Raw genomic sequence first — 26,474 nt, 5'->3', positions numbered from 1 at the left:
CCGAGTTCGGTGTGATTCGATACGGGTTTAAGCCTCGACGGTATCCAGGTCAAAGCCAAAGTAGCGGACCGCGTTGTTGTAGCTGATGTCGCGCACGATGGCTCCCAGCAGCTCCATGTCGGCCGGATACTTGCCCTGCTCGACCCACTCGCCGATCACGCCGCACAGCACGCGACGGAAGTACTCGTGACGCGGGTAGGACAGGAAGGAGCGGGAATCGGTAAGCATGCCCACAAAGTTGCCCAACACGCCCTCGTTAGCCAGAGCCGTGAGCTGCTCGCGCATACCGATCTCGTTGTCGTTGAACCACCAGGCAGAGCCGTTCTGGATCTTGCCGGCGGTCGGAGCCTCCTGGAAGCAGCCCATCACGGTATCGATCATGGTGTTGTCGATGGGGTTCAGGCTGTACAGGATGGTCTTGGGCAGACCCGTGGACTCCTGGATGGAGTTGAGGAAATCGGCCAGCTGGTCGGACGGCGTGTAGTTGGAGATGCAGTCGTAGCCGGTATCGGGGCCGAGCTTGGCGAACATAGCGCGGTTGTTGTCACGCTTGCAGCCAAAGTGCAGCTGCATGGCCCAGCCAAGGCGGACATACTCGCCAGCGACAAACTGCATGAAGGCCGTCTTGTACTTGAGGACCTCGTCCTCGGTAAGCGGCTCGGCGGCAAGGCCCTTGGCAAAGATAGTCTCGATTTCGTCGGCGGTAGCCGGAACGTACATAACGTAGTCGAGCGCGTGGTCGGAAGCGCGGCAGCCCAGCTCGTGGGCAACGTCGTAGCGCTTGGAGATGGCGGCCTTCATGCCCTCGAAGTCGCTGATCTCAACGCCGGCAACCTTGGAGAGATGCTTGCAGTAGTCGGCGAACTCCTGGCCACGCTCGATGCGCAGGGCGGCATCGGGGCGCATGGCGGGAACGACCTGAACGTCAAAACTGTCGTCGGCGGCAATCTTCTTGTGCCACTCAAAGCTGTCGGCGGGGTCGTCGGTAGTGCAGATCATGCGGACGTTGGACTGCTTGATGAGGTTGCGGCAAGTAAAGCTGGCCTCAGCGAGCTTGGCGTTGGCAAGGTCCCAGACCTCCTGAGCGGTTTTGCCGTTCAGGACGCCCTCGTAGCCAAAGTAACGCTTAAGCTCCAGGTGGCTCCACTCAAAGACGGGGTTGCCCACGCAACGGCCCAGGGTCTCGGCCCACTTCTGGAACTTCTCGCGAGCAGGGGCATCGCCGGTAATGAAGCGCTCGTCGACGCCGTTGGCACGCATCAGGCGCCACTTGTAGTGGTCACCGCCCAGCCAAACCTCGGTGATGTTCTCAAAACGCTTGTCGTCCCAGATCTCCTTGGGAGAAATGTGGCAGTGGTAGTCAACGATGGGCATGCCCTCGGCAAAGTTGTGGAACAGCTCCTCACCGGTTTTGGTGCTCAGCAGGAAATCCTGATCGTCCATGAAGTTTTTCATCAAACAACCCCTTTGTTGGCGGAGCGGGCGCACGATGCGCTCGTTATCCTCTAGGTGAACGTTCACTATACTAATTCATTGCGACTTAAAAGGTGAACGTTCACCTAACCACCATGGGGTGAACGGTCGATTTTGCCCGTTCAACGGTTACTGGAGCCGTGACTTGTATGTATTGCGAATTGGCAGGCGTCCCCGAATACCGAACTTGAGCGCTTTGGCCAGGTGGGTCATGTTCCGCCGTGCATTTTTGGGAGTATTCAGCATCGGAGCGCACCGCGCACCGTCTTCGAAGCCCTATCTGATGCTCATATTGCGCCCAATCGGCATAAATAAATGCCCCCGATGGCGAATTACGCCATCGGGGGCACTTAAAACAGTCGTCCTAACCTCTTTCGGGACACGCCATTGCTGAATACTCCAAAAAATGCACGTCGCAAGAGGGGGTACCTGACTAAACGGCTAAATTCCCGCAAGCTCGCAGTAGCGGTCGACGTTGCTGGCAAACACCATCTCCACAGCACCCTTCTGCACGGGCTCCGCCGGAGTTTTACCCCACAGCAGATACTCGCCCAAGGTCTTGGCGCCACGGTAGGCCAGGCTCACCGGGTCCTTATAGACAATATTGGTAAAGATGCCACGGCGCAAGGCCAAGGCGCTCTCGGGGAACAGGTCGTTGCCGATTACCATGACCTTGCCGGCCTTGCCGCTTGAAACAAGCGCGTCGGCGACCACCTCGGAACCAACGGCAAAAACGCTACAGATGAGCTCGGGAGCATCCGGCGCACTCAGGCGCTGCTCAAGCTCGCGCTCGAGCTGTTTGACTTGCGCATGGGCGCCGGCAAGGTCCTCAACCTGCCATGGAATATCGTGTTCGCGCAGGTAATTATGAAAGGCGCGGGCGGTCAGGTAGTGTGAATCGGTATAGGGGTCGCCCGCCAACAGGAGCACGCGGGCGTCAACCCCAGAAGCGTGGACCAGATTTGCCGCCTGCTCCGCCATAAGACTGCCCGCCGCGGAATAGTCCGCCAGACTGGCACCCAGGCGATCGAGGTGCGGGCGGTCGCCGTCTACGAGCTCGATTGTCACGCCCGCCTCGGCAATCTGCCTCAAGAGCTCGGTTGCGCGGTCATCGCCCGGAACATAGGCAAGCAGGCCATCAATCTTCTCGCCCACCTGCAGACGCTCATCAATCTGCTCGAGCGCATCGGCGTAGCCACCCACGCCAAATTCAACGCGCTCAACCGTAATGCCCTGATCGATGACCTCCTGCTCAAAGCGGTTGCAGCCTTCCCAAAGGTAACGGAAAAAGTACGCCCCCTCGCGCGATGCGCGGGGCAGGCAAAACACCAAGTTGATATCCTTGCGGCGCAGGCTCGAGGCACTTGTGTTGCGGTGGTAGCCCATGGCCTCGGCCTTGGCATTCACCTTGGCACGCACGGATTCGCTCACGCCGGCCTTGCCCGTCAGGGCCTTATGCACGGTATTGATGGAAACGCCAAGCTCGGCGGCTATGTCCTTCATGGTTACGCGAGCGCTCATGGGGTTACTCCGTTATAGATAAGTTGCCAATTAACAGTACAGGTAACGATACCCCAAAATCACCCTTCAACTCGCCACGCTCGCCCCCAAATGTGCAAAGCGCCCCGCGAACGGATGCTCGCGGGGCGCTTGGATGACGGACCTTACTTGATACCGCGGCCCAAGTCTTCGGCAATTTTGTCCACGCCCTTAAGTGCGGCGCAGGTCTTTTTGTTGGAACAATGTCCTGTGCAAACGCCACCTTGAGCGCAGTCGGCGCAGGTGCCCTTGCGATAAATGCGCACGCACACGGCGACAAACGCAATACCGATAATAGCCAGTACAACAATATCGATAGGTGCCATAGCAAGCCTCCTCTAGTTAACCATCACTTACTTTACCCCATTCTCCACCTGCCAAAAAGGGACAGGTATATTTTGGTCGGTTTTATCTGCGGAAACGCCACATCTCCCTCACCAAAAAGCCCGAGTGTCGCTGGGACACCCGGGCTCGTGGAAAGGGGCTGATCCTTATTCGGACTTAAGCGGAAACTGCAGCGGAAGCGGTGTTGGTCTCGTCCTCGTCGGTCCAAGCGTGCTTGGGCATGGGACGGAAGATCTGGAAGAGCATCGCAACCAGCAGAACGATGGCTACAACCGTCCAAATACCAAACTGGCCAAGGACAAGCAGGTTGTAGAACTGGTTGATGAACAGGCCGATCACCCAGGCAAAGGCGCACTCGTAGCCGATGGCAATCGCGGTCCACTTGCCGGAGTCCATCTGGTTGCGGATAGTGCCCATGGCGGCAAAGCACGGGGCGCACAGCAGGTTAAAGGCGCCAAAGGCAACGCAAGCGCCCATAGTCGGGAACATGCCGGCGAACGCGGTCCACAGGCTCGGGTCGGTCTCGGCGGCGTCGGCAACGGACAGCAGCGAGCCGGCGGTGGCGACGACGTTCTCCTTGGCGACAAGTCCAGAGACAGTCAGCGCGGTGGCCTGCCAGGTGCTAAAGCCGAGCGGGGCGAAGATCCAAGCGACCAGGTTGCCCAGCATGGCGAGCACGGAGTAGTCCATAAACTCCTCGGGGATGCCGTCCATCGCAGGCAGGAAGCCAAACGTGCCGTTGTAGCTACCAAAGTTGGACAGGAACCACACCACAACGGTGGACGCGAAGATGACCGTGCCGGCCTTCTTGATAAAGGCCCAGCAGCGCTCCCACACGTGCAGCGCCCAAGAGCGGATCGCCGGGAAGTGGTAGGCAGGAAGCTCCATAACGAACGGCGTCGGGCGACCGGCGAAGAGCTTGGTCTTCTTGAGCATGAGGCCCGAGGCGATGACGGCAAAGACGCCCAAGAAGTAGAACAGCGGGCTGATCCATGCGGCGGTGGTGGAAGAATCGCCGATGATGGAGCCCATGAGCAGGGCAATGATCGGCAGCTTAGCGCCACAGGGAATGAACGTGGTGGTCATGACCGTCATGCGGCGGTCCTTCTCGTTCTCGATGGTCTTGGTGGCCATGACGCCGGGGACGCCGCAGCCCGAGGACACGAGCATGGGGATAAAGGACTTACCGGACAGGCCAAAGCGGCGGAACACGCGGTCCATGATAAAGGCGACGCGGGCCATGTAGCCGCAGTCCTCCAGGAAGGACAGCATCACAAAGAGCAGGAACATCTGCGGAACGAAGCCGAAGATGGCGCCTAAGCCGCCGACGATACCGTCGCAGACCAGCGAATCAACCAGGCCACCGTCCTCGGTACCGCCCGCCACGAGGGCGTCGTGCACCACGGTGGTAATACCCGGGACATAGGGGCCGTACTGCGCCGGGTCGACCGAGTCGGCGTTGTCGCCCGCAGCCTCGACGGCCGCGTCGTAAGCGTCGCGGCCCTGACCGAGCACGTACCAACCGTCGGTACCGAAGAGCTGGTCGTTGGTGAAGTCGGTCACCGTGCCGCCCAGGGTGGAAACGGCGATGTAGTACACGCAGAACATGATGACCACAAAGATCGGCAGGCCCAGGATGCGGTTGGTAACCACACGGTCGATCTTCTCGGAAGTGCTCATCTTGGCAGGAGCCTTGGTGAGGCACTCGTCGATGATGTGGGCAATCACGCCGTAGCGCTCGCCGGTAATGATGGACTCGGCGTCGTCGTCGCAATCCTGCTCGCACTGGGCGACCAGCTGCTCGACGCGAGCGGCCTTCTCCTTAGTGAGGTTGATGAGCTTGCAGGCGTCCGCGTCGCGCTCGAACAGCTTGACAGCGTAGTAGCGACGCTTGTTGGCGGGAACGCTCGCCGGCAGGTTGTTCTCGATGTGGTCCAGAACGTCCTCGATAGAGGAATCGAACTTGTGCTCCGGCACCTGGCCCTTAGAAGCGGCAGACTTCTTGACCTGCTCGAACAGCTCTTTGATGCCCTTGTTCTTAAGGGCCGAGATCATCATGACCGGGCAGCCGAGCTTCTTGGAAAGCTTGTCCGTGTCAATCTTGTCGCCGTTCTTCTCGACCAAGTCGGCCATGTTGAGGGCAACGACCACGGGCAGGCCGGTCTCGATAACCTGAAGGGCCAGATACAGGTTGCGCTCGAGGTTGGTGGCATCGACCACCTGGACGACGACATCGGGCTCGCCGCTCATGAGGTAATCGCGCGAGCACTGCTCCTCGGGGCTATAGGGGGAAAGCGAGTAGATGCCAGGGAGGTCCGTGATGGTAACGTTCTTGTCGCTTAGGAGCTTGGCTTCCTTTTTCTCAACCGTGACGCCGGGCCAGTTGCCAACGTAGCCGTTGGCGCCGGTGATCAGGTTGAAAAGCGTGGTCTTGCCGCAGTTGGGGTTACCCGCCAGCGCGACATGGATCTGAGAATCCGCCATTCAATCCTTCTTCCTTGTGTGCCCGCGCTGCTTTCTCCGCGCGAGCTGGATAATGTGCTTCAAAGTTGCTGCATTAAGTTAGAAAAACCTAACTTTATCTGCAGAAATACTCGCCGCTGGCCCTTACTGGACCTCGACGACGGCAGCCTCCTCCTTGCGGATGGAAAGCTCGTAGCCGCGCACGTTGATCTCGACCGGATCTCCGAGCGGTGCGACCTTTACGACCTTAAACGACGTGCCCTTGATGAGCCCCAGGTCCATAAGGTGACGGCGCAGTGCACCCTCACCGTGAAGCTTGACGATGGTAGAGCTCTCGCCCACCTTGACGTCACCCAACGTCTTCATGTACTTGTCCCCCTTTCAGCTTTTTGCGAAATGCTGCGAACTAACCGACGGTCATGATGTGCATGGCAACCTTGGAATCGATACCAAAGCGTGCACCCAGCACCGTGACGATGATATTGGCGCCACTCGAGCTCACCACGTGGATCTCGTTGCCCTCGACAAAGCCGAGGTCCTTGAGATGGTGCTTCATATCCTCATTGCCCTTTACGCGAGACACGCGCACGGTTTCGCCCGCTTTTACCATCGAAAGCGGCATAGCCGGCATCTGCGGTCCGCAAGACATGAGTGAGCTCCTAACGTCAGTTCGTCCTCAACATCGACGCAGCAAAAGTTAACCACGTCTATGTTCGCTATAGTAAACTAGCACGTGGTTAACTTTTTGGAAAGGGTCCCCATTTAGATTTCGAAAAAGTTTCCTATACGAAACAAAAAGGCGCGGCAAAGAGCTGTCCTTTGCCGCGCCCTGTCATGCTTAGAGCGAGAGGTTTCTGATCGATGTGACGCAGGAAGCCTCGTCTACGCCCGAAACGCGGAAGATGATGTCCTCGCCGCACTCGCCGTAGAGAGCCATGAGCCCCATTACATCGCGGCCGTCGGTATGGCGATCGCCGATACTGACCGATACGTTGCTACGATGCTTGGCAATGATGTCGTAAAGCAGCGCAACCGGGCGGGCATGCAGTCCCAACGGATCTTTAATCGTCTTTGTAAACTCGACCATGTCCCCTCCCGCGGCATCGCACATTCGACCGGCAAACCCAGCCACGTGGTAGTTATTGTAGCGTTAGATGCTTGTCGAGAGCTCCTCTGAACACCTCGTGGGCAAAAAGTGGCAAATATGAGTACTGTCACCAATTTAGTAGCAGCAAAATCGAGAGCAAATTGCCTCCTTTGAGCGATTCGAAGAGGTTGAAAGCCGTCAAACGCCCTTTAAAGGGGGTTATATAAATTGATTTTGAGCCCGTTTTTGCTCAGAACAGGCCGAAAAATATGACACCTCTTTTGCAACAGTACTCATATTTGGCATTTTTTGACCACGGGGTCCAAAACCATGCCCCAAAACACAAAAGGAGGGGCCTCGTAAGGCCCCTCCTTAGGAAAGGGAATCGATTTATTCCACAGCTGTAGATTAATCCTAGCCGCTACTCCATCATGTCGAGGACGGAAGGGCGCAGCTCGCTCTCGGCGGCCTCGGGATCGGTCTCGCGCAGGCGGTTGATATAGCGGTTGTACCACATCACGGCAAGGCCCAGGAAGACAACCACACCGCCAACGTTGTAGACCAGCGTCAGCCACAGCGGCTGATCGAGCGGGATGGTGCCGCAGACAAGCACAAAGCAGAAGACCACAAGCAGGAATGCGGCAACGACCAGACCAAAGCTGCGCGAGCCCATGCGGAAGTCACGGGGAGCGGCGTCGAAGTTCTTGCGCAGCATAAAGTAGGCAAGCAGGATCAGCAGCGGCGGGAGCAGAGCAGTGGCAGCCGTCATGTTGGTGACGATCATGAGCAGGTCGTCGAGGTTACCAGATCCCAAGGCCGGGATGATCAGGATGGGGACGACGATGGCGAACTGCAGCCAAGCGGCGCGGGCGGGAATGCCGTGCTCGTTGAGCTCGACGATCTTGCTACCAAAGACGCCCTTGGGGATCTCGGTGAAGAAGACCTTGATGGGAGCAGAGGTCCACATCATGAGGGAGCCCAGCGTGGCAGCGAGAAGGATCAGGCCAATGACGCGCGTGGACACTTCCATGGGAATGCCAAAGTGGGCAAAGACAGCGCCGAATACGTCGAAGATACCGGTGGAGATGGCAACACCGCCCTCGGGAATGAACAGGTTGACCAGCAGCGAAGCACCTGCGTACAGAAGGCCGATGGTCAGGCCGGCGATAACGACGGTGCGCACGAAGGCCTTGACGCCGCCCTTAAGGTCGTTAAGGAACACGCCGACAGACTCAGCGCCGCCAACGCCCTGGATGATCCAGGCAAGCGTACCGAAGAAGCCCCACATAGTTGCGAAGTTGCTCATGTCGGGAGCCATGTTAGCGGGGGTAGGAGCCGTAGCGAACTCGACGCCGCCAAAGGCAGCAGCCAGGGACAGCAAGATGAACACGGCAGTCAGGCCGAGAGCCGCGGTCGAGCCGAAGGAGGAAATGGAGCCGATCCACTTAGCGCCCTTGGTCGAAACCCACGTGGCGATAGCAAAGACGACGATCTCGATAATGGTGATCCACAGCTGCGAGAGCTCGGCATTGGCACCAAAGAACACGTAGCTCGCGTAAATGATGACGTTGGGCAGGACGGACGCAAAGTAGAACAGGTTAACGAACCAGTAGCTAAATGCCGTCAGGAACGCCCAGCGACCACCCATCGAGGTCTTAACCCATGCGTACACGCCAGACTCGGAGTCCCTGTTGAGGCCGACGAACTCAGCGGTAACCAGGGTATAGGGGACAAAGTACAAAAGCGTGGCGAAGAAGAACGACGGCGCAGCTGCCAAGCCGATGGCCGCGTTGTTGTTGATGATGTTCTTGATACCGAACACGGCGGCGACCGTCATGCCCAGCAGAGCGAACGAACCGATCGTTCCTCGTTTTTCAGAGCTCATAAGCCCTCCCAATCATCCGTTATATCTCATCTAAAACCGTCCGGACTGCAAGCGCAATCGTGGACGACGCACCTGCTAAGGGGAATGGGGAAAAGGGAGTCAACAAAGCCATCCCCCTTAACGGCGCGAAGCAAACGTCCAAACGGACGAATACTACTTGTTGGGGAAGGAATAACCTTCAACCGTCACGTGCAGTACCACGACGCGGGGATCCGCGACATCGGCCACGACACGGTAGGCCTCGTCGATCTCGACGACGGCAACGCCGCCGGCGGGAATCGTCACGGTCTCCCCCGTACCCTCAAAGCGCTCGCGATCGTCGATATCGCTGTAGGCGCGCGTGCGGGTAAGATCCGTCTTGGAAGCCACCTCGACAGTCAGGTCGCCGTCGAGCGGGGCGAGCACGGCATGGTAGCGACGGTGACCGACCAGGTCGGCGGTAGCCGCCTCGTGGGCGTTCACCCACCAGTACACCAACGAGTCGCCGATGGAGTACGCCACGTCGTGCTGCAGGTCGGCAACGCCATCGAGCGCCTGACCGGTGCGCATCCACTTCTTGACAGACTTCATCTGAGCGTCGAAATCGGCGCGCGAGTTAAAGACATGCATGACTTATGCCTCCTTAATGGGTGCCAGCGCCTGAGCCAGATCGGCAGACGTCAGCGGTCGCAGGGACACCTCAAAGCTGAAGCTCTCAAAACGGGTGCGGTAGGAATCGAGTACCTCGGAACCCCAAGAGTTCGAGCCAAGGCCGAGCAGCTGGTCGTTGATGTTGACCGTGACCGTATCGCCCTTGACAAGGTCGTAGACGTGCTTGGCGTTATCGATTGCCTCGCAGCTATAGGGCCATGCCGAGAACGAGAACGGGTTGGAGGCGGCATCAGCCGGACGAGTCACCAACACGCCGTCACCGTGACTGGAGCGCAGGGCAACCCAGCGGGTACCCTCACGGTTGGCGCAGTCCTGAGGCATAACGTAGGGCGTAAACATGTCGTCGACCGTAGTGCGGTAATGACCGACCGGGTTGGCGCGCAGCGAGTCCGGATAGTTCTCGCCCGGGCCGTGGCCATACCACTCGACGGCACGATTGCAACCGGGGACCTCGAAGGAGATGCCGATGCGCGGGATGATATCCGAGTAATCGCCGTAGGGCTCGCCGGAAACCTTGAGGTCGACGCGACCGCTCGGAAGCACGGTGTAGACGAGCTCGACGCGCATGCCGAACGCGCGGACGGGAGGAGCGATACGCTGGCTCACGGTAACGACGACCGCATTGCCGTCCTGCTTCCAAGAAACCTTGCGGGTAGACGTCTGCATCACATCGATGAAGTTGTCCTTCCACAGGGAGTCATACTCCTGAGCGTGGTTGTCGACGAGCGGATGCCAAAAACCAACCTGGGGACCAGAGGCCATTACGTCGCGGCCGGATGCCTTCCACTCGCTCACGGTACCGTTGACTTTGCTGAAGGTCAGCTCGCCGTTGAGGGAGTGAATGCGGATCTCCTGCTCGGTCTCCTCGACCGTAAGCTCAGGACGAGCGGGGGCGGCGATGGCCGGCGCCGGATGGTTTGCGATGGCAAACTGGCTTGCGCCCAGCTGGAACATCGGCTCGCACCAGGCGTGAGCCGCCATGGTGTAGGCGCACACGGTCAGCAGGGTCTCGCCTACCGCGGCCTCGCGAATCACCAGTGGCAGCTGGACGGATTCGCCGGGAGCCACCGCGCCGGGCATAAGCGTCTTGCGGCACACTACATCGCCGTCTACCAGGGTCTCCGCCGACAGGCAGACATCCTCGAGGGTAGTAAACCAGCGCTTGTTCGTGACGGTCAGCTCGCCCGCCTCGGTGTCATAAGCCATGCGAACCGGGCAGATGACCTGGCCATACTCAGTGAGGCCCGGACTCGGCTGCTGCCAAGGGAACACCATGCCATCGATGCAGAAGTTGCTGTTGTTGGGGTAATCGCCGTTGTCGCCACCATACATATCGTAAGCAACGCCGTCCTCGGTCACAGCAGCCAAACCGTGGTCGCACCATTCCCAGATAAACTGGCCTTGGATGCAATCCCAGCGATCGAAGACCTCCTGGTACTCGGACAGGCCTCCGGGGCCATTGCCCATGGAGTGGCCGTACTCGCAGTTGATGCGCGGCTTGGGGAACGGATGCTCACCAAAGTCGTTCATCTGCGACACACGGGAGTACATCGTGGAAATGACGTCGACGGTATCGGCGTTGCGGTCCTCCTCGTAATGGACCGGACGATCATCGAGCTCGTGAGCCTTGGCGTACATCGCGCGGATGTTGCAGCCATAGCCGCTCTCGTTGCCCATCGACCACATAATGATGCAGGCGTGGTTGCGCTCCTGCATCACCAGGCGCTCAATGCGGTCGACGTAGGCCGCCTCCCATGCCGGGTCGTCGGTGACCAGGGCGATATTGCCGATATTCTCGAAGCCGTGACTCTCCATATCGGTCTCGGCGACCAGCATGATGCCATACTCATCGCACAGCTCGTAGAAGCGCGGGTCATTGGCATAGTGAGAGGTGCGCACCGCGTTGATGTTGTGTCGCTTCATGAGCTCCAGGTCACGGCGCATGCGATCGAGGCCCACGGCGCGGCCCTTGTGATCGTCGTGATCGTGGCGGTTGACGCCATGCATCTTAAAGTAGGTGCCGTTGAGGTAGATATGATTGCCCTCGACCGTCACCTCGGCAAGGCCCTGGCGATGCGGAACGTACTCGCTGACCTCGTCACCGTCGTAGACCTCAAACGTAAGGTCATAGAGGAAGGGGTCCTCGGGGTTCCAGAAGTGGGCATCGGCAACGCTGCACTCGGCATGGCCGTCGACACACTCGCCCGTAGCGACCACGTTCTCGCCATCGCTGAGCGTAAACACGACGCGGGTAGCGCCCTCGGCCACCGTATCGAGCGTGATCAGAGCGGCATCGCCCTCGCGGTGCGTGCGGAACCTAAAGTCGACCAGGTGCGCGGCGGGACGCTGCATAAGGTACACATCGCGGAAGATGCCCGAAGCCCACCACATGTCCTGATCCTCGATATAGCTGCCATCGCTGTACTGCAGGACCTTGACCGCAAACAGGTTGTCGCCCTCGACGAGCGCGTCGGTCACGTCGAACTCGGCGGACAGACGCGAGCCCTTGGTCATGCCGATAAACTGGCCGTTGACGTACAGCTCGCCATAGCTCTCGATGCCATCGAAGCGAATGATCTCGCGGGCGCCGGCAGGAACGGCGGGAAGGTTGACGATGCGCTGGTAGACGCCCGTGGGGTCGTCGGAGGGAACGAACGGCTGATCCACCGGAAACGGGAAACCCTCGTCGGTATAGGCAAGGTTGCCATAGCCGTCTACCTGCCACAGGTGCGGAACCTCCACGTGATCCCACTCAGACTTGTACGTGGAGAGCTCCTCGTTGGAGACGGCAGCAGGCCCCTCAAAGAGGCGGAACTGCCACGAGCCAGACAGCTGGACAAACCCGCGCGACAGCTCGCGGCTGTACGTAGCAGCGAGATCGGCGGTCTCATAACCCATAAAGTACGCATGGGGTGCCAGGCGGTTCCTGTGGGTGAGCGCTTGGTTTTCCCAATCGTTAATGGCGTCCATGGTGATGCTCCTTCGTCATCGTAGTGATTCTTGTGCAACCGGTTGTCCTTATCTTACGGGCGATGCAAAAAACTGTGCAACCGGTTGTCCGCTGAACGGTCGATTTGGCCGGATTAACGGTGCAACCGGTTGTACAACCGCGACACTTATGTCACCCTGAATATCGAAACTCAACGCAAAACATCGTTCTTAAGCTCGTAGGCAACCGCCACGCCCGCTGATATCTCACCCACACGAGACGTATTCGATTGCGGCTTGGTTGCAAAACGACACCTGTCACCGGATATCATGAACGCTGTTCAGGTGCACTATAGTAAGCTGTATCCGCACCAGCCCGTATCAGTGACAACATCGACCGCATTTTCCAGGAGACGCCATGACCCAGCCAGTTCGCACCGCACCTACGCTTGCCGAGGTTGCCGCAGCTGCCGGCGTGTCGCGCTCCACGGCATCGCGCGCCCTCAACGATTCGCCCCGCATTAGCGAGGAAACCAAAAAGCGCGTCCGTGCGGCGGCCAAGAAAGTCAATTTTGTCCCCAACGCTCGCGGCCGAGCGCTCGCTGTCGGGCGCACGGAAATCATCGCCGTGCTCGTGACCGAGCCCCTGAGTGAGCTCTTCAGCGACCCCACCTATAGCGAATTTTTGAGCGGCATTACCGAGGAACTGTCGGAGTCGTCCTATCTGCCCGTTATCTTGCAGGCGTCTTCTACGCATGAGCGCAACCGCGCACGCGAGCACTTTGAGCGCCGCTCGTTCGACGCCGTGATCGACGTCTCCCCTTACAAGGGCAGCGAGCTGCTCGAGGTGCTGCGCGAGCTGGGCGTACCCACCGTGTTGTGCGGCCAGCTCGAGGGCCACCCCTATCGCGATGTGTTCTCGACAGTCTACTCTGACGACGAAGAGGGCGGACGCTTTGCAGCGCTCGCTATGAAAGAGCGCGGGCGCAAAGATATCGTCGCCGTGTTGGGACCGCAAGACAACCCCGCTGTTGTCGACCGCCTGCGCGGCTACCGCACCGTCCTGGGCGAAGACCTCCCAGGCGCAAACGTTATCTATACCGGCTGGAACAGCGGAGACGGCTATCAGGCCATGCACCAGATCCTCGCGCGCGAGATTGCTTTCGATGGCGTGCTCTGCGGATCGGACCGTATCGCGGCTGGCGTCATCACCGCACTCAACGAGGCAGGCCTATCCGTTCCGGCGGACGTTTCCGTCGTCGGCTTCGACGATCACGAGATTGCGGCGCGCTGCGTCCCCGCGCTCACGACCGTCCGCCAGCCCCTGCGCGAAGAAGGCCACATGGCCGCCAACATTGCGCTCGACATGATCAAGGGCGCCGAGCCCACCACCTCCGTGATGCACATGCAGCTAATCCAGAGAGACTCGCTATAAGAAACTAGGACAGGCTTTCCGCCAGACAGTTGTTGCGGAAAGCCTGCCCCGTTTTGAGTGCTCATTCTGGGGCACAGTTTCCGTTAGACCGCTCAACCGGAAACTGTGCCCCATTTTTTGCCGAATTCTGGGTCGCGCTTTCCCAGAGGACCCCCTTTGGGAAAGCGCGACCCGTTCTGGACGCAGATTCCGGGACGCACTTTCCGCGACGCCCGGTCATCCCATGCCCCCACAACCTCGGCGCATAAAAAACGAGGGAAGGCGCGCGTCCTTCCCTCGTTACGGGCAATATGTAGCCGCTCGCCTACATCAGGCGCAGGCTAACGTCCTTGAGCTGGGCGCCGCTAACGGCACTCGGGGCGCCCGACATGAGGTCGGAGCCGCTGGCCGTCTTGGGGAACGCCATGACGTCGCGGATGGAGTCGGAACCGGTGAGCAGCATGCACACGCGGTCCAGGCCCAGAGCAAAACCGCCCATCGGGGGCGCACCAAACTTGAGCGCCTCCATGAGGAAGCCAAACTGAGACTCGGCACGCTCCTCAGTAAAGCCCAGGAGCTTGAGCATGGACATCTGCATCTCGGCGTTGTGGATACGCATACCGCCGCCGCCGGCCTCAAAGCCGTCCATGACAAAGTCGTAGGTGCACGAACCGGCTGCCAGCGGGTCGGCCTCGATCTTGGCGATGTCGGTCTCGGTCGGCAGGGTGAAGGGCTGGTGCCCGGCAGCGTAGGCCTTGCGGTCCTCATCCCAGTGGAACAGCGGGAAGTTGACGACCCACAGGAAGTCGTGGCCCTCGCGCTTGATCTCGAGCGCGTTGGCCATGTGGGAACGCATGCCGCCCAGGATCTCGTCGGAGAGCAGGCGCGGGCCGGCGGCGAACATCACAAGGTCGCCGGGCTCGACGTCCATGCGCTCGCGCAGAGCGGCCATCTCCTCGTCCGAGAAGAACTTGACGATGGGGCTGTTGATGGAGCCGTCCTCGCGGAAGGCGATCCAGGCCAAGCCCTTGGCGCCAAACGTGGAGGCCACGCCGGCGAGCTTATCGATCTTGGCACGTGCCCAGGCACCGGCGCCCTTGGCGTTGATAGCCTTGACGACAGAGCCCTCCTCGTTTGCGGCAGTCGCAAAGACCTTGAACTTGGAGTTGGCGAAGATGTCGGTCAGGTCGACCAAGTGCATGCCATAGCGGGTATCGGGCTTGTCGGAGCCATAGGTGTCCATGGCCTCCCAGTAGTTCATGCGACGCAGCGGCGTGGGCATCTCGACACCCATGCGGCCGAAGGCATCGGCCAGGACCTCTTCGAGCGCGCTCATGACGTCATTCTGGTCCACGAAGGACATCTCAATATCGACCTGGGTGAACTCGGGCTGACGGTCGGCACGCAAGTCCTCGTCGCGGAAGCACTTGGCAACCTGGTAGTAGCGCTCGACGCCACCGACCATAAGCAGCTGCTTCAGGAGCTGCGGGGACTGCGGCAGGGCATAGAAGTTGCCCGGCTGGATGCGGCTGGGGACGATGAAGTCGCGGGCGCCCTCGGGCGTAGACTTGAACAGGGAGGGCGTCTCGACCTCCATGAACTCACGGTTGTGCAGCGCCTCGCGAATGGCAAAGGTAAAGTCGGAGCGCAGCTTGAGGTTGGCCATCATCTCGGGACGACGGAGGTCCAGATAGCGATAGCGCAGACGGGTGTCCTCGCTGGTCTCGATGCCGTCCTCGATCTGGAACGGCGGGGTGACGGACGTATTGAGCACCTCGGCGTGGTCGGTCAGGACCTCGATCTCGCCGGTGGCGAGCTTGGTGTTGGTGGTCTCCTCGCCACGGGCGCGCACGACGCCGTGAATCTTGATGGGCCACTCGGGACGCATGGTCTCGGCGATCTTAAAGGCGTCGCCGTCGGAGTGCTCGGGGTCGAAGGTGAGCTGCGTGATGCCCTCACGGTCGCGAAGGTCGCAGAAGATAAGGCCGCCGTGGTCGCGGCGACGGCTCACCCAACCGGTGAGGGTGACCTCTTCGCCCACGTTCTCGAAGCGAAGCTCGCCGCAGGTACGGGTGTGCATGGAATGCTCATCGATGGGACGGGTCTGGCTCATACCAGTGATCCTCCTTTATGGATCTGTGCCGCCCCGTGTCGTTCCGGGCGGCGTCGTACAGATTTGCCCAGCCTGCGTAAACCGCGCAGCCAGACATGGCGTTCTATCTTATCGCACTCGCGTCGATGTGCCGCGAAAAAGTGGCTCCTGCCCAAAGACTTGACGGAGACGAAACAATTGACGCGCCGCGACACCCGCCCGCGCTCGTCACGTGCGACAATATGCCCCAATAAAACAGCACTCGGAAAGGCCCGCCATGACTGCACGCCTCATCGTTATGGATATCGACTCCACGCTCATCAACCAGGAGGTCATCGACCTGTTGGGCGAAGAGGCCGGCGTGGGCGAGCAGGTGGCACAGATCACCGAACGCGCCATGCGCGGCGAGCTTGACTTTAAGCAGGCGCTCGAGGAGCGCGTGGGGCTGCTCGCCGGCCTGGACGAGAGCGTGTTCGAGCGCACCTTTGAGCGCGTGACATTTACCCCCGGCGCGTTGGAGCTTGTGCGCTCGGCACACAGCAAGGGTTGGAAGGTCGGCGTCGTGAGTGGCGGCTTTCACGAAGTCGCCGATAAGATCGTGGCTGCCGCGGGTATCGACTTTTGCCTGGCCAATCGTCTGGAGGTCGTGGACGGCAAGCTCACCGGTAAGTTGGCTGCCGACATTGTGACCAAGGAGTCCAAGCTCATCCAGCTGCTGGACTGGGCAGTTGAGTGCAGCGTCGATATGGCCCACACCGTCGCGATCGGCGACGGTGCCAACGACATCCCCATGATTCAGGCCGCGGGCACGGGCATCGCGTTTTGTGCCAAGCCCAAGACGCGCGAGGCCGCCCCGTTTGCCATCGACGAGCGCAATCTGATGCTCGCCATGGACATCATCCTGCGCGACTAGCCAATCCGTCTAGCAATTGAATCAGTCTGTCCTATAGTTTCCGAACAATTCTGTCTTAGTGTTCGGAAACATACCCTTTGAGTGCTAAACTTTGCGCCGTCGAAGGGAACATATATGGATAAGCGAGATCTTGAGCAATTGCTGAGCGACGTTGCCGGCGGAGCAGTCAGCCCGGCCGCCGCCCTCACGCGCATCCAGACAGCGCCGACCGCCGATCTGGGCTTTGCGCAACTCGATCTTTCGCGCGGGGTACGCCAGGGGGCCGGCGAGGTTGTCTACGGTGCCGGTAAAACCGCCGAGCAAATTGCCGCCATTATCAAAGCATTACTCGTTGCCGGCCAGGAGCGCATCCTGGTCACACGCTTGGATGCCGAAAAGGCAGCCCGCACCGCTGAGCTTCTCGGCAACGACATCGACCTGGGATATGTCCCGGACGCCCAGCTCGCCCTCGTGGGCGGCAAGCCCTCCCCTACCGGCAACGGACGCATCGTCGTCGCCTGCGCCGGCACGAGCGACCTGCCCGTCGCCGAGGAAGCCGCGTTGACGGCCGAGTTCTACGGCAACGAGGTCAATCGCCTCTACGACGTGGGTGTCGCTGGCCTGCACCGACTGCTCGCGCACGCCGAGGAACTTGCCCGGGCGCAGGTGGTCATCACCATCGCCGGCATGGAGGGCGCCCTTGCGAGCGTTATCGGCGGCCTGGTGAGCTGTCCGGTCATCGCCGTTCCCACCAGCGTGGGCTACGGCGCAAGTTTTGGCGGCGTAGCCGCGCTGCTCGCCATGCTCAACTCCTGTGCCAGCGGCGTTTCGGTCGTCAATATCGACAACGGCTTTGGTGCCGCCTACCAGGCAAGTCTTATCAATCATCTGAGCGCCGGCACACCCTGCGCCCGTTAAGGAGCATTCCATGTCAAATCATCAGCGCACGCTTATCATCGACGGCACCTCGGGCATCAGCGGCGACATGACCGTCGCGGCCCTGCTCGACCTGGGCGCCAGCGGGGAGCACCTGCGCGAACAACTCGCCACGCTGCCGGTCGACGGCTTTGAGATTGCCGTTTCACGCGTAAACAAGCATGGCATCGACGCCTGCGACTTTGACGTTCAGCTGGCAGAGGAGCTCGAGAACCACGACCACGATATGGCTTGGCTCTACGGCAACGAAGCGGCTGCCGAACATATGCACGAGCACCACCATCATGATCATGGCGAGCACGAACACGAGCACTGCCACGAGCATGACCATGAGGGCCACGGTCATGGCCACGAGGGTCACCATCACGCCCACCACCATCACCACCGCTCTTTGGCAGACGTCACCGCCATCATCGACGGCTCGCAGCTGAGCGACGGAGCAAAACGTCGCGCCCTCGCCATCTTCACCGCGCTCGCTGCCGCCGAGGCCAAGGCCCACGGCAAAACGCCCGAGACCGTCATGTTCCACGAGGTGGGCGCCATCGACTCCATCGTCGATGTCTGCTCTGTCGCCATCTGCCTCGACGACCTGGGCGTTGAGGATGTTGTGGTCGAATCGCTCTCCGAGGGCCACGGTACCATTCGTTGCGCCCACGGCCACATGCCCATTCCCGTCCCCGCTGTCGTCAACCTGTGCCAGGCAGGCAATATCGCTCTCGCGCCGGCACCGGTCACCGGCGAGCTCGTGACGCCCACGGGCGCCGCCATCGTCGCCGCGCTACGCACGTCCGAGCACCTTCCGGTCCGTTACCGCATCGAGGCCGTCGGCTACGGCGCCGGCAAGCGCCCTTACGAGGGCTGCTCTGACACGCTCCGCTGCCTGCTCGTTCACGCGGACGCATAGCCATGGATGCCCGCAAGGCAAAAAGCCGCGCCGCCATCGTTGCAGCATTCTCCGAGCTCCTGCGCGAGGAGGACTACAGCAAGATCACCGTCGGCGACATCATCGCGCGCGCTCACGTAGGCCGCGCGACATTCTACGGCCTCTTTAAGAGCAAAGACGACCTGCTCGCTGAGCTGGTGCGCGATATCTGCACCCATGCCCTCGACGATGACGGTACACCCCTCGATGACCCACTCGTACAGGTCGAACATATCCTCAACAACCTCTGGGAGCGCCGCCAGGGCGTCCGAGCCCTCGTAGCCGGCGCCGGCTCACGCGTCTTCGCCGACTGCTTACGCAAGACCATCATGTCACGAGCAGCCGAAACCGTCCCCACCGACCCAAACGGCCCCGCCGCCACCATGGACCGAAGCTTCCTACTACACCACATAGCCTCAAGCTTCGTAGGAATGGTCCAATGGTGGGCCTGGCACAACTTCGAAGCCCCAAAAGAGGACGTAGCCAAAGACTACCTATCAGCCATCAAGCCCCTCTTCGGCTAGACAGAACCCTCATCCCAATGCCCCGCCCAACCAAAAGCACAACCCATCCCAAAGCGCCAACATCAGCCCAACGCCCCTATCAGCAATAAGCCCCTCCCATCCAAATTCAGATATATATGTTGGGTTGCTTGTTCCAACGCGACTAAGATCCCGCAGCTGGCCGCATGGGGTAACTTCCCAGCGCATTCCGCAGGACGCAAAAAGGCTCGCCGCACGAAGTGCGCAGCGAGCCTTTTTGCATGTCCGAGGACGCGCTGGGAAGTTACCCCATGCGGCCAGCGGACAACTATGTAGCCTTGAACTAGAACATGCCCAAGAAGCCATGCACAAACAGCGCGGCCACAATAGCACCGACAAACGGCGCGATGCCAGGAACAAGCAGGCCGTACTTCCAGTTGTTATCGGCCTTGTTCTTAATCGGCAGCACCTGATAGGCCATGCGAGGACCAAGGTCACGAGCCTGGTTCATGGCGAAGCCGGTGATGCCGCCCATGCCCATGCCGACAGCCCAAACGATCAGGCCGACGCAGATTGCGAGCATCAGAACGTTCTCGCCGGCGCGGCTAGCGGCAGCAAGGATGGCGCTGATGAACACGAAGGTGCAGATAGCCTCGCAGAAGAAGTTACGAGCATAGTTCGTGCCCTCGGTGGTGGGGTTGGTCGAGAAGATGTTGCGCTGGGCAATGGGGTCGACGACGCCCTCGGAAGCCTTGAACTCATCGGCATACATAAACCAAGCGATCACGGCACCCACAAAGCCGCCGAGCATATCGGCAAGCATGAAGGGGATGCAGTTGCCCCACGGCACCAGGCCGACGATGCACTGGGCAAGCACCATGGCGGGGTTCATGCACACAGCGCCACCAAAGACAAACAGGCAGACCGAGATGCCAAAGGACCAGGTGGTGATGGCAAACATATGGCCGGAGCCCTGATACTTGGTGCCCTTGAGCACGGTATCGCAGTGAACGCCCACGCCAAAGACGATCATGAGGGCCGTTGCGCCGAATTCGCAGAGGAGTTTGGTAAGCATAAAACCTTATCTTTCTTGTCGGTTATAAACGATTCGTTTAAGCCGCGCACTAGTGCTGTGCGACAACAACACCCAGGCCATCGGGGATGACGGCGACCTTGGCATCGGCACCCTTCATCTCAAAGGCGAGCTTGAGCGCTTCCTCGATAGTGTTGACCGGCGTCATGTGCATATCCTTGAGCATCTGGTGATCGCACAGGTCGGTGACCATGATCACAGGGTGATGCGCCAGGATGCGGGCAAAGATCTGGCTCGTCCACTGATCGGGCAGGGTCTCGTCCTTAGGACGATCGATGCAGGCGCGCTCAAACTCTGCCGGATCGTTGTCGGCGATGTTGTGATAGAAGCCCTCGCCGCCGTGACCGTCGGCACAACCGGCGACGTCGATGATCACACCGCCCTCGGGAAGCGTGGCCTCGGCAGCGCACATGCCCTTCACAGCCTGATAGATGTTCTGATCGAGGGGGTAGCCGCCGTTAGTGGTAATGGCGATCTCGCACTCGACGGGCTCAACGCCGGCAAGGCTCTTCACGAACTCGCAGCCAGCCTCGTGCGCCTTGTGGATGTCGCCGGCAAAGGAGCCAATGACCTCGTGCTTGCCGTTGAGCACCACGTTGAGCACAAAGGCAAGGTGAGCCATCTCGGCGGCGGCAAACATGTCCTCGCTCACGTGGTTGTGGCACAGGTTGCCGGCACGCGAGTGGGAATCGTTCACAAACTGACCGTTGTGGTTGTACATGATGGTCTTGTAGCTGGCGATGCCAGGCAGGACGGACTTGCGGCTACCAGAGAAACCGGCAAAGAAGTGCGGCTCAATAAAGCCCTCGGCAAGCAGCAGATCGCAATCGGCCGCAATCTTGTTGATGATGCACTCGCCACCAGAAGGCAGGGTGCCGATCTTTTTCATCATGCTGTCGTCAGTCGCGACGTGCATAACGATTTCTTCGTTGGCAACGATCTCCTCGCCGTACTTGTTGACGAGCTCCTCGTGCGTCGACGGACGATGCATACCCGTAGCAACCAGAATGCGAACGCGCGCCTCAGGCGCAGCGGAGTGGATGTGATGCAGCAGAATAGGCATCGTCACACGCGAGGGAACGGGACGCGTATGATCTGAGCTAATGATGACAATATCCTTCTTGCCAGCACAAAGCTCCTCGAGCGAAGGCGAGCCGTAAGGGTTGGAAAGCGACTCCTCCACCAGCTCTTCCTGCGATTTCGTGGTCTTAAACTCGTTTTGATGACCTTCCATCACACCCGCGAAGTTCTTATCCTCGAGTTCCAGATGCAACGTCTTGTGGTCAAACGGCAGTTCACATTCAAACAATGACGAGCGCCCTCTTCCTTTCATCTAACACACTAGTTAAACCGTTGAGAGGATACGCCGCTCGCCGAAAAACACCACCGTCCACCGACTCATTAACACAACGTTCATATTTGACCCACAACAAAACGGCCGCAATCCCAAAAGGAACCGCGGCCGCTACAGTCGTAAGGCGCGAAGCGCCAAATGCATATCAATCCCGATCGATAAGACGCGAGGCGCGAAGCGCCAAACGCGCCGCCGGGACAGGCCCAATCCAAAACGCGCGAAGCGCGCCAGCTCTCTCCAGCCAGTAATCCACCGAAGACCGGACATCGTAGGGCCCGCCATCAGCTTACTTTTAGGCACACTCCGCAGGACGCAAGAAGCCCTCGCCGCACGAAGTGCGCAGCGAGGGCTTCTTGCATGTCCGAGGACGTGCCTAAAAGTAAGCTGATGGCGGGCCCGGACGACTACAGGGCTATCGATTACCCCGTGTTCTGCAATCCTGCCGAGACGCCGGTCACAGTCGAAAGAATCAGGCTCATGTACTCGGCCTTCTTCTCCTCGGCCATCTCGTCCTGGTTCATACGCACCTCGCGAAGGGCGCGGACCTGGGCGATGGACAGGGCGTCGACGTAGGGGTTGCGCACGCGGACAGCGCAGCCAAGCACGCGGCGGCGCTGTAGCGGCCACTCGTCACCGACGATGGCAAGGACCCACTTACGGGTGAGCTGCATCTCGGTGAAGACCTTCTCGGACAGATCCTGGCGATCGCCCAGGTGCAGATACATCTTGGCAATGCGCTGGTCGGTCTTAGCGATCGACATCTCGATGTTGTCGATAAAGGTGCGGAAGAACGGCCACTCCTGGTAGGCAGCCTTGAGCTGATCAAGGTCGCCAAGCTGCTCGCAGGCAGTACCCAGGCCGTACCAAGCGGCCAGATTGATGCGCGCCTGGCTCCAGCTGAAGATCCACGGAATGGTACGCAGGTCGTCGAGCGACTTGGCGCCCAGGCCGCGCTTGGCGGGACGCGAGCCGATCGGCAGCAGACCGACCTCGGTCAGCGGCGTCACGGTCGAGAACCACGGTGTAAAGTCCTCGGTGTTCAGCAGGTCCAGATAGCGCTCATGGCTTACTGCGTTGAGCTTCTCCGCCATATCCCAGAACTTCTGCGTGGTCTCGGTGTTGGTCTTCTCGACACTCGGGGCCGACTGCAAAAGCGTTGCGGCGGCAACGGACTCAACATGGCGCTGGGCCAGCGTGCGGTTGCCGTAACGGGCAAAGATGACCTCGCCCTGCTCGGTGAGCTTAAAGAAACAGTTGACCGAGCCCTTGGGCTGCGCCAGCACGGCCTTGTTGGCCGGGCCGCCGCCACGGCCCACGGCACCGCCGCGACCGTGCATGAGCACCAGGTCGATATCGTTCTTCTCGGCCCACTTGGCGATGCGCTCCTGCGCGGAGTGCAGCGCGAGCATGGCCGTGGTAGGACCGGCGTCCTTGGAGGAGTCGGAATAGCCCAGCATGACCTCCATGCGGCGGTTGGTCTGGGCAAGGCGCTTTTGCACCACGGGCAGCGTAAGCATCTGGTCGAGCACGTCGACGCAGCCCTCAAGGTCCTCGAGCTGCTCGAACAGCGGGATCACGTCGAGCTCGGGGACATCCTCCTCGTGTGCAAAGGACAGGTGGGCAAGCTCAAAGACGTCGGCCACATGCTGGGCGCTCTTGGTAAACGAGATGATGTAGCGATGCGCCATCTTCTTGCCGTAGCGCTTCTGGATGGAGCCGATGGCACGGAAGGTATCGATGACCTCGCGCGTCATGGGCTGCAGGTCGCCATGGATACCGTTCTCGTGGATATCCTTGAGGGCGCGGGCGTGCACCACGGAGTGCTGACGGAACTCCATCTCGACCATATGGAAGCCGAAGGACTCGACCTGCCAGATGATGGTCTGGACCGGGCCGTAGGCAGCACGGACGGCACCGCAGGCGGCCAGCGAGCGCTGGACGACGCGCAGGTCCTCCAGGAACTCATCGGCGCTGTGGTACATGGTGTCGGTGATGCGACGGACGGTGGCGTTGAGTCGGTCTGCCATGACGAGCATGACGGCGCGATGCGGCTCGTGCTCGGAGATCAGCTCGGCGCGTGCCGTGTACTGGGTGCTCATCTCGACCTGATGGTTCCACAGGTTGATGAGCTCGGCAGACGGCTTGCTGTAGGTGGCCTCGAGCGTGAGGTTGCGGCCGATGCGGCGGCACTTGTCCTCGAGCTTGAGCACCATATGGGTGAAATACTTGGCGGCGACCTCACGGCTTACCTTGGCGGTGACGTTGGGGTTACCGTCGCGGTCGGAGCCGATCCAGCTGCCGGGATGGAAGAATGCCGGGCACAGCGGCGGCACGGTACCGGCCTTATCACCCAGCACCCAGTCGTCAAAACGACGATAGATGACGGGAATGACGTCGAACAGCGTGTTATCGAAGATGTCGATGATGGTATCGGCTTCCTCGACCGGCGTGGGCTTCTTGAGCGCGATGGGGCTCGTACGCACCAGGGCGTCGATCTCCTGCAGCATATGGCGCTCGTTCTCCACCAGGTCGGAGCCGCCCAGACGCGGACGCTCCTCCAGCAGGTTGGAGATACGGCGAATCTTGCCCTCGACGGCCTTGCGACGGGCTTCGGTGGGATGTGCGGTAAAGACAGGGTGGAACTCAAGCTTGCCGAGCAGCTCGTTGGCACCCTCGACACCCATCTCGTTTACCAACTGGTGATAGGCGACGGTGAGTTCGTTGGCGGGATCGACCTCGGTATCGGTCGACGCACCGGCCTCGCGCTCGCGCAGCTGCGCCACACGGTAATTCTCCTCCGACAGGTTTGCCAGATGGAAGAAGCTCGTAAAGGCGCGGACGATAACCTGCTGTTTATCGAGCGGCAGGCTGTCGATCAGATCGACGACTTCGCGAAACGCCACGGCGGTGGGCTCGTCGGCAGTGGGCACGCCCTGCTCGTCGACGGACTCGTCGACAGCACGGCTACCGGGGTTGCCGGCATTGGCCACAATCTCGGCTGTCAAAATCTTGTCGAACAGGTCCGCAATCTCGGGATCATACTCGCTAAGCACACGGCGCTCCAGGCGCAAGAACAGCGCCAGATTGTCGCGCAGCTCCTCGGGGATCTCGATCTCAGCGAGACGCTCCTTGGATTCGGCATTCGAGCCGATTCGGTTAACGAGGCGGTTGACCACGGCAGCGACGCGCGCCGCGGCTTCGGGTACAGACTGGTTGCTTAGGTTCTCAGCCACGTTTCCTCCCATTCCTCCTTCTATGCACGTAACATGCGGTATTCATTATAGGCGCTTGCGAAATACTTTCGACACTGATTGCGCTTTACCACACAAAAGTTTTTTCTGCATTGCAAGGGTTTTTGCTCTAAATGGTCGTATTTCTCGGTGGACGGCATACACAAACGGGGGCATTCCGCATAAATGCGAAACACCCCCGTAACAATCGCTCGCAATGGACGAGACACTCAAGCGGACCCGCAGCTCAAAATGATGCGCTACAGGCGCTCGCGAACCGCCTCGACGACGTTGGCCAGATCGGCAAGGACCTCTTCATGGCTCTCCATGTCGCGCACCTTGACCTTGCCGGCGGCAAGCTCGTCGCCACCCAGGACCAAAATGAGCTTGGCGCCAACCTTGTCGGCCTGCTTAAACTGAGCTTTGAGCGAACGACCCTGGTAGTCGGCCTCGGTCACGATGCCAGCGGCGCGAAGCTCCTGCGTGATGGCAAAGACGTTCTGGCGCAGCTCCTTGCCGGCGTTGGCGACGTAGACGCACGGGGCCTCCTCGGCACCCAAGTCGTTACCAAAGGCCTGCAGGGCCAGCAGGGCGCGCTCAAAACCGACAGCGAAGCCGACGCCCGCCGTGGGCTTGCCACCCTCGAGCTCGACCAGACCGTCATAGCGACCGCCGCCACCAATGGAGCCGACACCGGCGCCGGGAGCCTCGACCTCAAAGACGGTACGGGTGTAGTAGTCCAGACCACGCACCAGTGTGGGATCCTCGACATACTCGATACCGGCGGCATCCAGATAGCGCTTGACCTGCTCGTAGTGCTCGCGGCACTCGTCGCACAAGTTGTCGCCCATCAGCGGCGCGTCGGCCATGATCTCGCGGCAGTGGTCGTTCTTGCAGTCGAAGGCACGCAGCGGGTTGAGCTCGGCGCGCTCGCGGCACTCGTCACACATCTCGTCAGCGTGATCGAGGATAAACTGCTTGACCTGCTCGCGGTAAGCCGGACGGCACTGAGCGTCGCCCATCGAGTTAATGAGCAGACGGAGCTTGGAAAGATCGAAGCCCAGGCGCTTGTAAAACTCCATGAGCATGATGATGCACTCGGCGTCTGCCGCCGGATCGGGAGCGCCGAGCCACTCGATACCCACCTGGTGGAACTGACGCAGGCGGCCCTTCTGGGGACGCTCGCCGCGGAACATGGCCTCGGCGTAGTAAGCCTTAAACGGCGTGGAGCCCTGGGGCACCAGGTTGTTCTCCACGACTGCGCGCACCACACCGGCCGTGCCCTCGGGACGAAGCGCCAGGCGCTGCTTGGGCTTGAGTTTTGTGTCGGTGCCCTCGGTAAAGACGCGCTCCAGGTTGGCGCCGCTAAAGACGCGGAACATCTCCTTGCGCACGACGTCGGTCGACTGGCCGATGCCGTGGACAAAGACGTCCACCTGCTCGATCGCGGGCGTCTCGATGGGTTTAAAACCAAACGGCTCGAACACGCCGGCAGCGATCTGCTGCATCTTTTGCCAAGCGCGCATCTCGGCGCCGATAAGGTCGCGGGTTCCCTCCGCCTTCTGTGCCTGCATGGGCAAACACCTTTCTTTTGTATCGCGTCATAGGTAGTGGACATTATACGGCACAAAGCAGCAACGCGGCGGCGTGTCTGACCGAACGAGGGTATGGGGACTCGTTCGGCCAGA

General features: G+C 60.3%; 20 protein-coding genes. 5 read left to right on the top strand and 15 right to left on the bottom strand.

Features of this window, described 5'->3' with window-relative positions; genetic code table 11:
• Positions 1 to 27 precede the first annotated feature (27 nt).
• The 10 genes from uxaC to DW171_RS03495 all read right to left on the bottom strand — a co-directional run bounded on the left by uxaC (position 28) and on the right by DW171_RS03495 (position 12,413).
• Positions 28 to 1,455, bottom strand: coding sequence for a glucuronate isomerase (gene uxaC / locus DW171_RS03540; protein WP_118270431.1), 1,428 nt, complete (start codon positions 1,453 to 1,455; stop codon positions 28 to 30).
• Between the two features lie 459 nt (positions 1,456 to 1,914).
• Positions 1,915 to 2,994, bottom strand: coding sequence for a substrate-binding domain-containing protein (locus DW171_RS03535; RefSeq protein ID WP_118270430.1), 1,080 nt, complete (start codon positions 2,992 to 2,994; stop codon positions 1,915 to 1,917).
• 143 nt (positions 2,995 to 3,137) lie between these two features.
• A complete protein-coding gene (locus tag DW171_RS03530) occupies positions 3,138 to 3,338 on the bottom strand; it encodes a hypothetical protein (RefSeq protein ID WP_117797110.1) in 201 nt (66 codons plus the stop codon).
• A 175-nt stretch (positions 3,339 to 3,513) separates the two neighbouring features.
• Entirely contained in the window at positions 3,514 to 5,841 is a 2,328-nt protein-coding gene (locus DW171_RS03525; RefSeq protein WP_118270429.1) for a ferrous iron transporter B, read from the bottom strand.
• 123 nt (positions 5,842 to 5,964) lie between these two features.
• On the bottom strand, positions 5,965 to 6,186 hold the full coding sequence (locus DW171_RS03520) for a FeoA family protein (protein ID WP_006234774.1): 222 nt from the start codon (positions 6,184 to 6,186) through the stop codon (positions 5,965 to 5,967).
• A 40-nt stretch (positions 6,187 to 6,226) separates the two neighbouring features.
• Positions 6,227 to 6,469, bottom strand: a complete 243-nt coding sequence (locus DW171_RS03515) for a FeoA family protein (RefSeq protein WP_022094360.1) — start codon at positions 6,467 to 6,469, stop codon at positions 6,227 to 6,229.
• 189 nt (positions 6,470 to 6,658) lie between these two features.
• Complete coding sequence (locus tag DW171_RS03510) at positions 6,659 to 6,907, bottom strand: HPr family phosphocarrier protein (RefSeq protein WP_158559602.1); 249 nt, start codon at positions 6,905 to 6,907, stop codon at positions 6,659 to 6,661.
• A 421-nt stretch (positions 6,908 to 7,328) separates the two neighbouring features.
• Positions 7,329 to 8,792, bottom strand: a complete 1,464-nt coding sequence (locus DW171_RS03505; protein ID WP_117736197.1) for an amino acid permease — start codon at positions 8,790 to 8,792, stop codon at positions 7,329 to 7,331.
• 153 nt (positions 8,793 to 8,945) lie between these two features.
• On the bottom strand, positions 8,946 to 9,401 hold the full coding sequence (locus DW171_RS03500; RefSeq protein ID WP_117757843.1) for a hypothetical protein: 456 nt from the start codon (positions 9,399 to 9,401) through the stop codon (positions 8,946 to 8,948).
• Between the two features lie 3 nt (positions 9,402 to 9,404).
• Entirely contained in the window at positions 9,405 to 12,413 is a 3,009-nt protein-coding gene (locus tag DW171_RS03495; protein WP_118270428.1) for a glycoside hydrolase family 2 TIM barrel-domain containing protein, read from the bottom strand.
• A gap of 376 nt (positions 12,414 to 12,789) precedes the next feature.
• On the opposite strand from DW171_RS03495, the gene DW171_RS03490 reads away from it, so the two are divergent.
• Entirely contained in the window at positions 12,790 to 13,806 is a 1,017-nt protein-coding gene (locus tag DW171_RS03490; RefSeq protein ID WP_118270427.1) for a LacI family DNA-binding transcriptional regulator, read from the top strand.
• 304 nt (positions 13,807 to 14,110) lie between these two features.
• Here the strand turns inward: DW171_RS03490 and aspS are convergent, their stop codons facing one another.
• Positions 14,111 to 15,898: an aspartate--tRNA ligase gene (gene aspS, locus DW171_RS03485; RefSeq protein WP_118270426.1), complete on the bottom strand. Its 1,788-nt coding sequence runs from the start codon at positions 15,896 to 15,898 to the stop codon at positions 14,111 to 14,113.
• A 256-nt stretch (positions 15,899 to 16,154) separates the two neighbouring features.
• Between aspS and serB the strand changes: the two genes are divergently transcribed.
• From serB to DW171_RS03465, 4 genes are all read left to right on the top strand, one after another.
• Positions 16,155 to 16,790, top strand: a complete 636-nt coding sequence (serB, locus tag DW171_RS03480) for a phosphoserine phosphatase SerB (protein WP_118270425.1) — start codon at positions 16,155 to 16,157, stop codon at positions 16,788 to 16,790.
• A 114-nt stretch (positions 16,791 to 16,904) separates the two neighbouring features.
• Entirely contained in the window at positions 16,905 to 17,687 is a 783-nt protein-coding gene (gene larB, locus DW171_RS03475; protein ID WP_118270424.1) for a nickel pincer cofactor biosynthesis protein LarB, read from the top strand.
• A gap of 10 nt (positions 17,688 to 17,697) precedes the next feature.
• Positions 17,698 to 18,609, top strand: a complete 912-nt coding sequence (locus DW171_RS03470; RefSeq protein WP_118270423.1) for a LarC family nickel insertion protein — start codon at positions 17,698 to 17,700, stop codon at positions 18,607 to 18,609.
• 2 nt (positions 18,610 to 18,611) lie between these two features.
• Positions 18,612 to 19,151 carry a TetR/AcrR family transcriptional regulator gene (locus DW171_RS03465; RefSeq protein ID WP_118270422.1) on the top strand — a complete coding sequence of 180 codons (540 nt, stop codon included), beginning with the start codon at positions 18,612 to 18,614 and terminating at the stop codon, positions 19,149 to 19,151.
• A gap of 301 nt (positions 19,152 to 19,452) precedes the next feature.
• On the opposite strand, the gene larD is transcribed toward DW171_RS03465, so the two are convergent.
• The 4 genes from larD to hisS all read right to left on the bottom strand — a co-directional run bounded on the left by larD (position 19,453) and on the right by hisS (position 26,360).
• Positions 19,453 to 20,184 carry a D/L-lactic acid transporter LarD gene (gene larD, locus DW171_RS03460; protein WP_117765423.1) on the bottom strand — a complete coding sequence of 244 codons (732 nt, stop codon included), beginning with the start codon at positions 20,182 to 20,184 and terminating at the stop codon, positions 19,453 to 19,455.
• 49 nt (positions 20,185 to 20,233) lie between these two features.
• A complete protein-coding gene (larA, locus tag DW171_RS03455) occupies positions 20,234 to 21,511 on the bottom strand; it encodes a nickel-dependent lactate racemase (protein ID WP_233504135.1) in 1,278 nt (425 codons plus the stop codon).
• 464 nt (positions 21,512 to 21,975) lie between these two features.
• On the bottom strand, positions 21,976 to 24,789 hold the full coding sequence (locus DW171_RS03450) for a phosphoenolpyruvate carboxylase (RefSeq protein ID WP_369832462.1): 2,814 nt from the start codon (positions 24,787 to 24,789) through the stop codon (positions 21,976 to 21,978).
• 257 nt (positions 24,790 to 25,046) lie between these two features.
• Positions 25,047 to 26,360, bottom strand: coding sequence for a histidine--tRNA ligase (hisS, locus tag DW171_RS03445; protein WP_117757833.1), 1,314 nt, complete (start codon positions 26,358 to 26,360; stop codon positions 25,047 to 25,049).
• Positions 26,361 to 26,474 lie beyond the last annotated feature (114 nt).

Origin of the sequence: Collinsella sp. AM15-2, from assembly GCF_003471985.1 — a bacterium.
Taxonomy (GTDB): Bacteria; Actinomycetota; Coriobacteriia; order Coriobacteriales; family Coriobacteriaceae; genus Collinsella.
This window is presented reverse-complemented; position numbering and strand designations above follow the sequence as displayed.

Excerpts from the sequence above, each read along its gene's own strand:
- uxaC (WP_118270431.1), bottom strand. The coding sequence starts at position 1,455 with ATGAAAAACTTCATGGACGATCAGGATTTCCTGCTGAGCACCAAAACC.
- DW171_RS03535 (WP_118270430.1), bottom strand. The coding sequence starts at position 2,994 with ATGAGCGCTCGCGTAACCATGAAGGACATAGCCGCCGAGCTTGGCGTT.
- DW171_RS03530 (WP_117797110.1), bottom strand. The coding sequence starts at position 3,338 with ATGGCACCTATCGATATTGTTGTACTGGCTATTATCGGTATTGCGTTT.
- DW171_RS03525 (WP_118270429.1), bottom strand. The coding sequence starts at position 5,841 with ATGGCGGATTCTCAGATCCATGTCGCGCTGGCGGGTAACCCCAACTGC.
- DW171_RS03520 (WP_006234774.1), bottom strand. The coding sequence starts at position 6,186 with ATGAAGACGTTGGGTGACGTCAAGGTGGGCGAGAGCTCTACCATCGTC.
- DW171_RS03515 (WP_022094360.1), bottom strand. The coding sequence starts at position 6,469 with ATGTCTTGCGGACCGCAGATGCCGGCTATGCCGCTTTCGATGGTAAAA.
- DW171_RS03510 (WP_158559602.1), bottom strand. The coding sequence starts at position 6,907 with ATGGTCGAGTTTACAAAGACGATTAAAGATCCGTTGGGACTGCATGCC.
- DW171_RS03505 (WP_117736197.1), bottom strand. The coding sequence starts at position 8,792 with ATGAGCTCTGAAAAACGAGGAACGATCGGTTCGTTCGCTCTGCTGGGC.
- DW171_RS03500 (WP_117757843.1), bottom strand. The coding sequence starts at position 9,401 with ATGCATGTCTTTAACTCGCGCGCCGATTTCGACGCTCAGATGAAGTCT.
- DW171_RS03495 (WP_118270428.1), bottom strand. The coding sequence starts at position 12,413 with ATGGACGCCATTAACGATTGGGAAAACCAAGCGCTCACCCACAGGAAC.
- DW171_RS03490 (WP_118270427.1), top strand. The coding sequence starts at position 12,790 with ATGACCCAGCCAGTTCGCACCGCACCTACGCTTGCCGAGGTTGCCGCA.
- aspS (WP_118270426.1), bottom strand. The coding sequence starts at position 15,898 with ATGAGCCAGACCCGTCCCATCGATGAGCATTCCATGCACACCCGTACC.
- serB (WP_118270425.1), top strand. The coding sequence starts at position 16,155 with ATGACTGCACGCCTCATCGTTATGGATATCGACTCCACGCTCATCAAC.
- larB (WP_118270424.1), top strand. The coding sequence starts at position 16,905 with ATGGATAAGCGAGATCTTGAGCAATTGCTGAGCGACGTTGCCGGCGGA.
- DW171_RS03470 (WP_118270423.1), top strand. The coding sequence starts at position 17,698 with ATGTCAAATCATCAGCGCACGCTTATCATCGACGGCACCTCGGGCATC.
- DW171_RS03465 (WP_118270422.1), top strand. The coding sequence starts at position 18,612 with ATGGATGCCCGCAAGGCAAAAAGCCGCGCCGCCATCGTTGCAGCATTC.
- larD (WP_117765423.1), bottom strand. The coding sequence starts at position 20,184 with ATGCTTACCAAACTCCTCTGCGAATTCGGCGCAACGGCCCTCATGATC.
- hisS (WP_117757833.1), bottom strand. The coding sequence starts at position 26,360 with ATGCAGGCACAGAAGGCGGAGGGAACCCGCGACCTTATCGGCGCCGAG.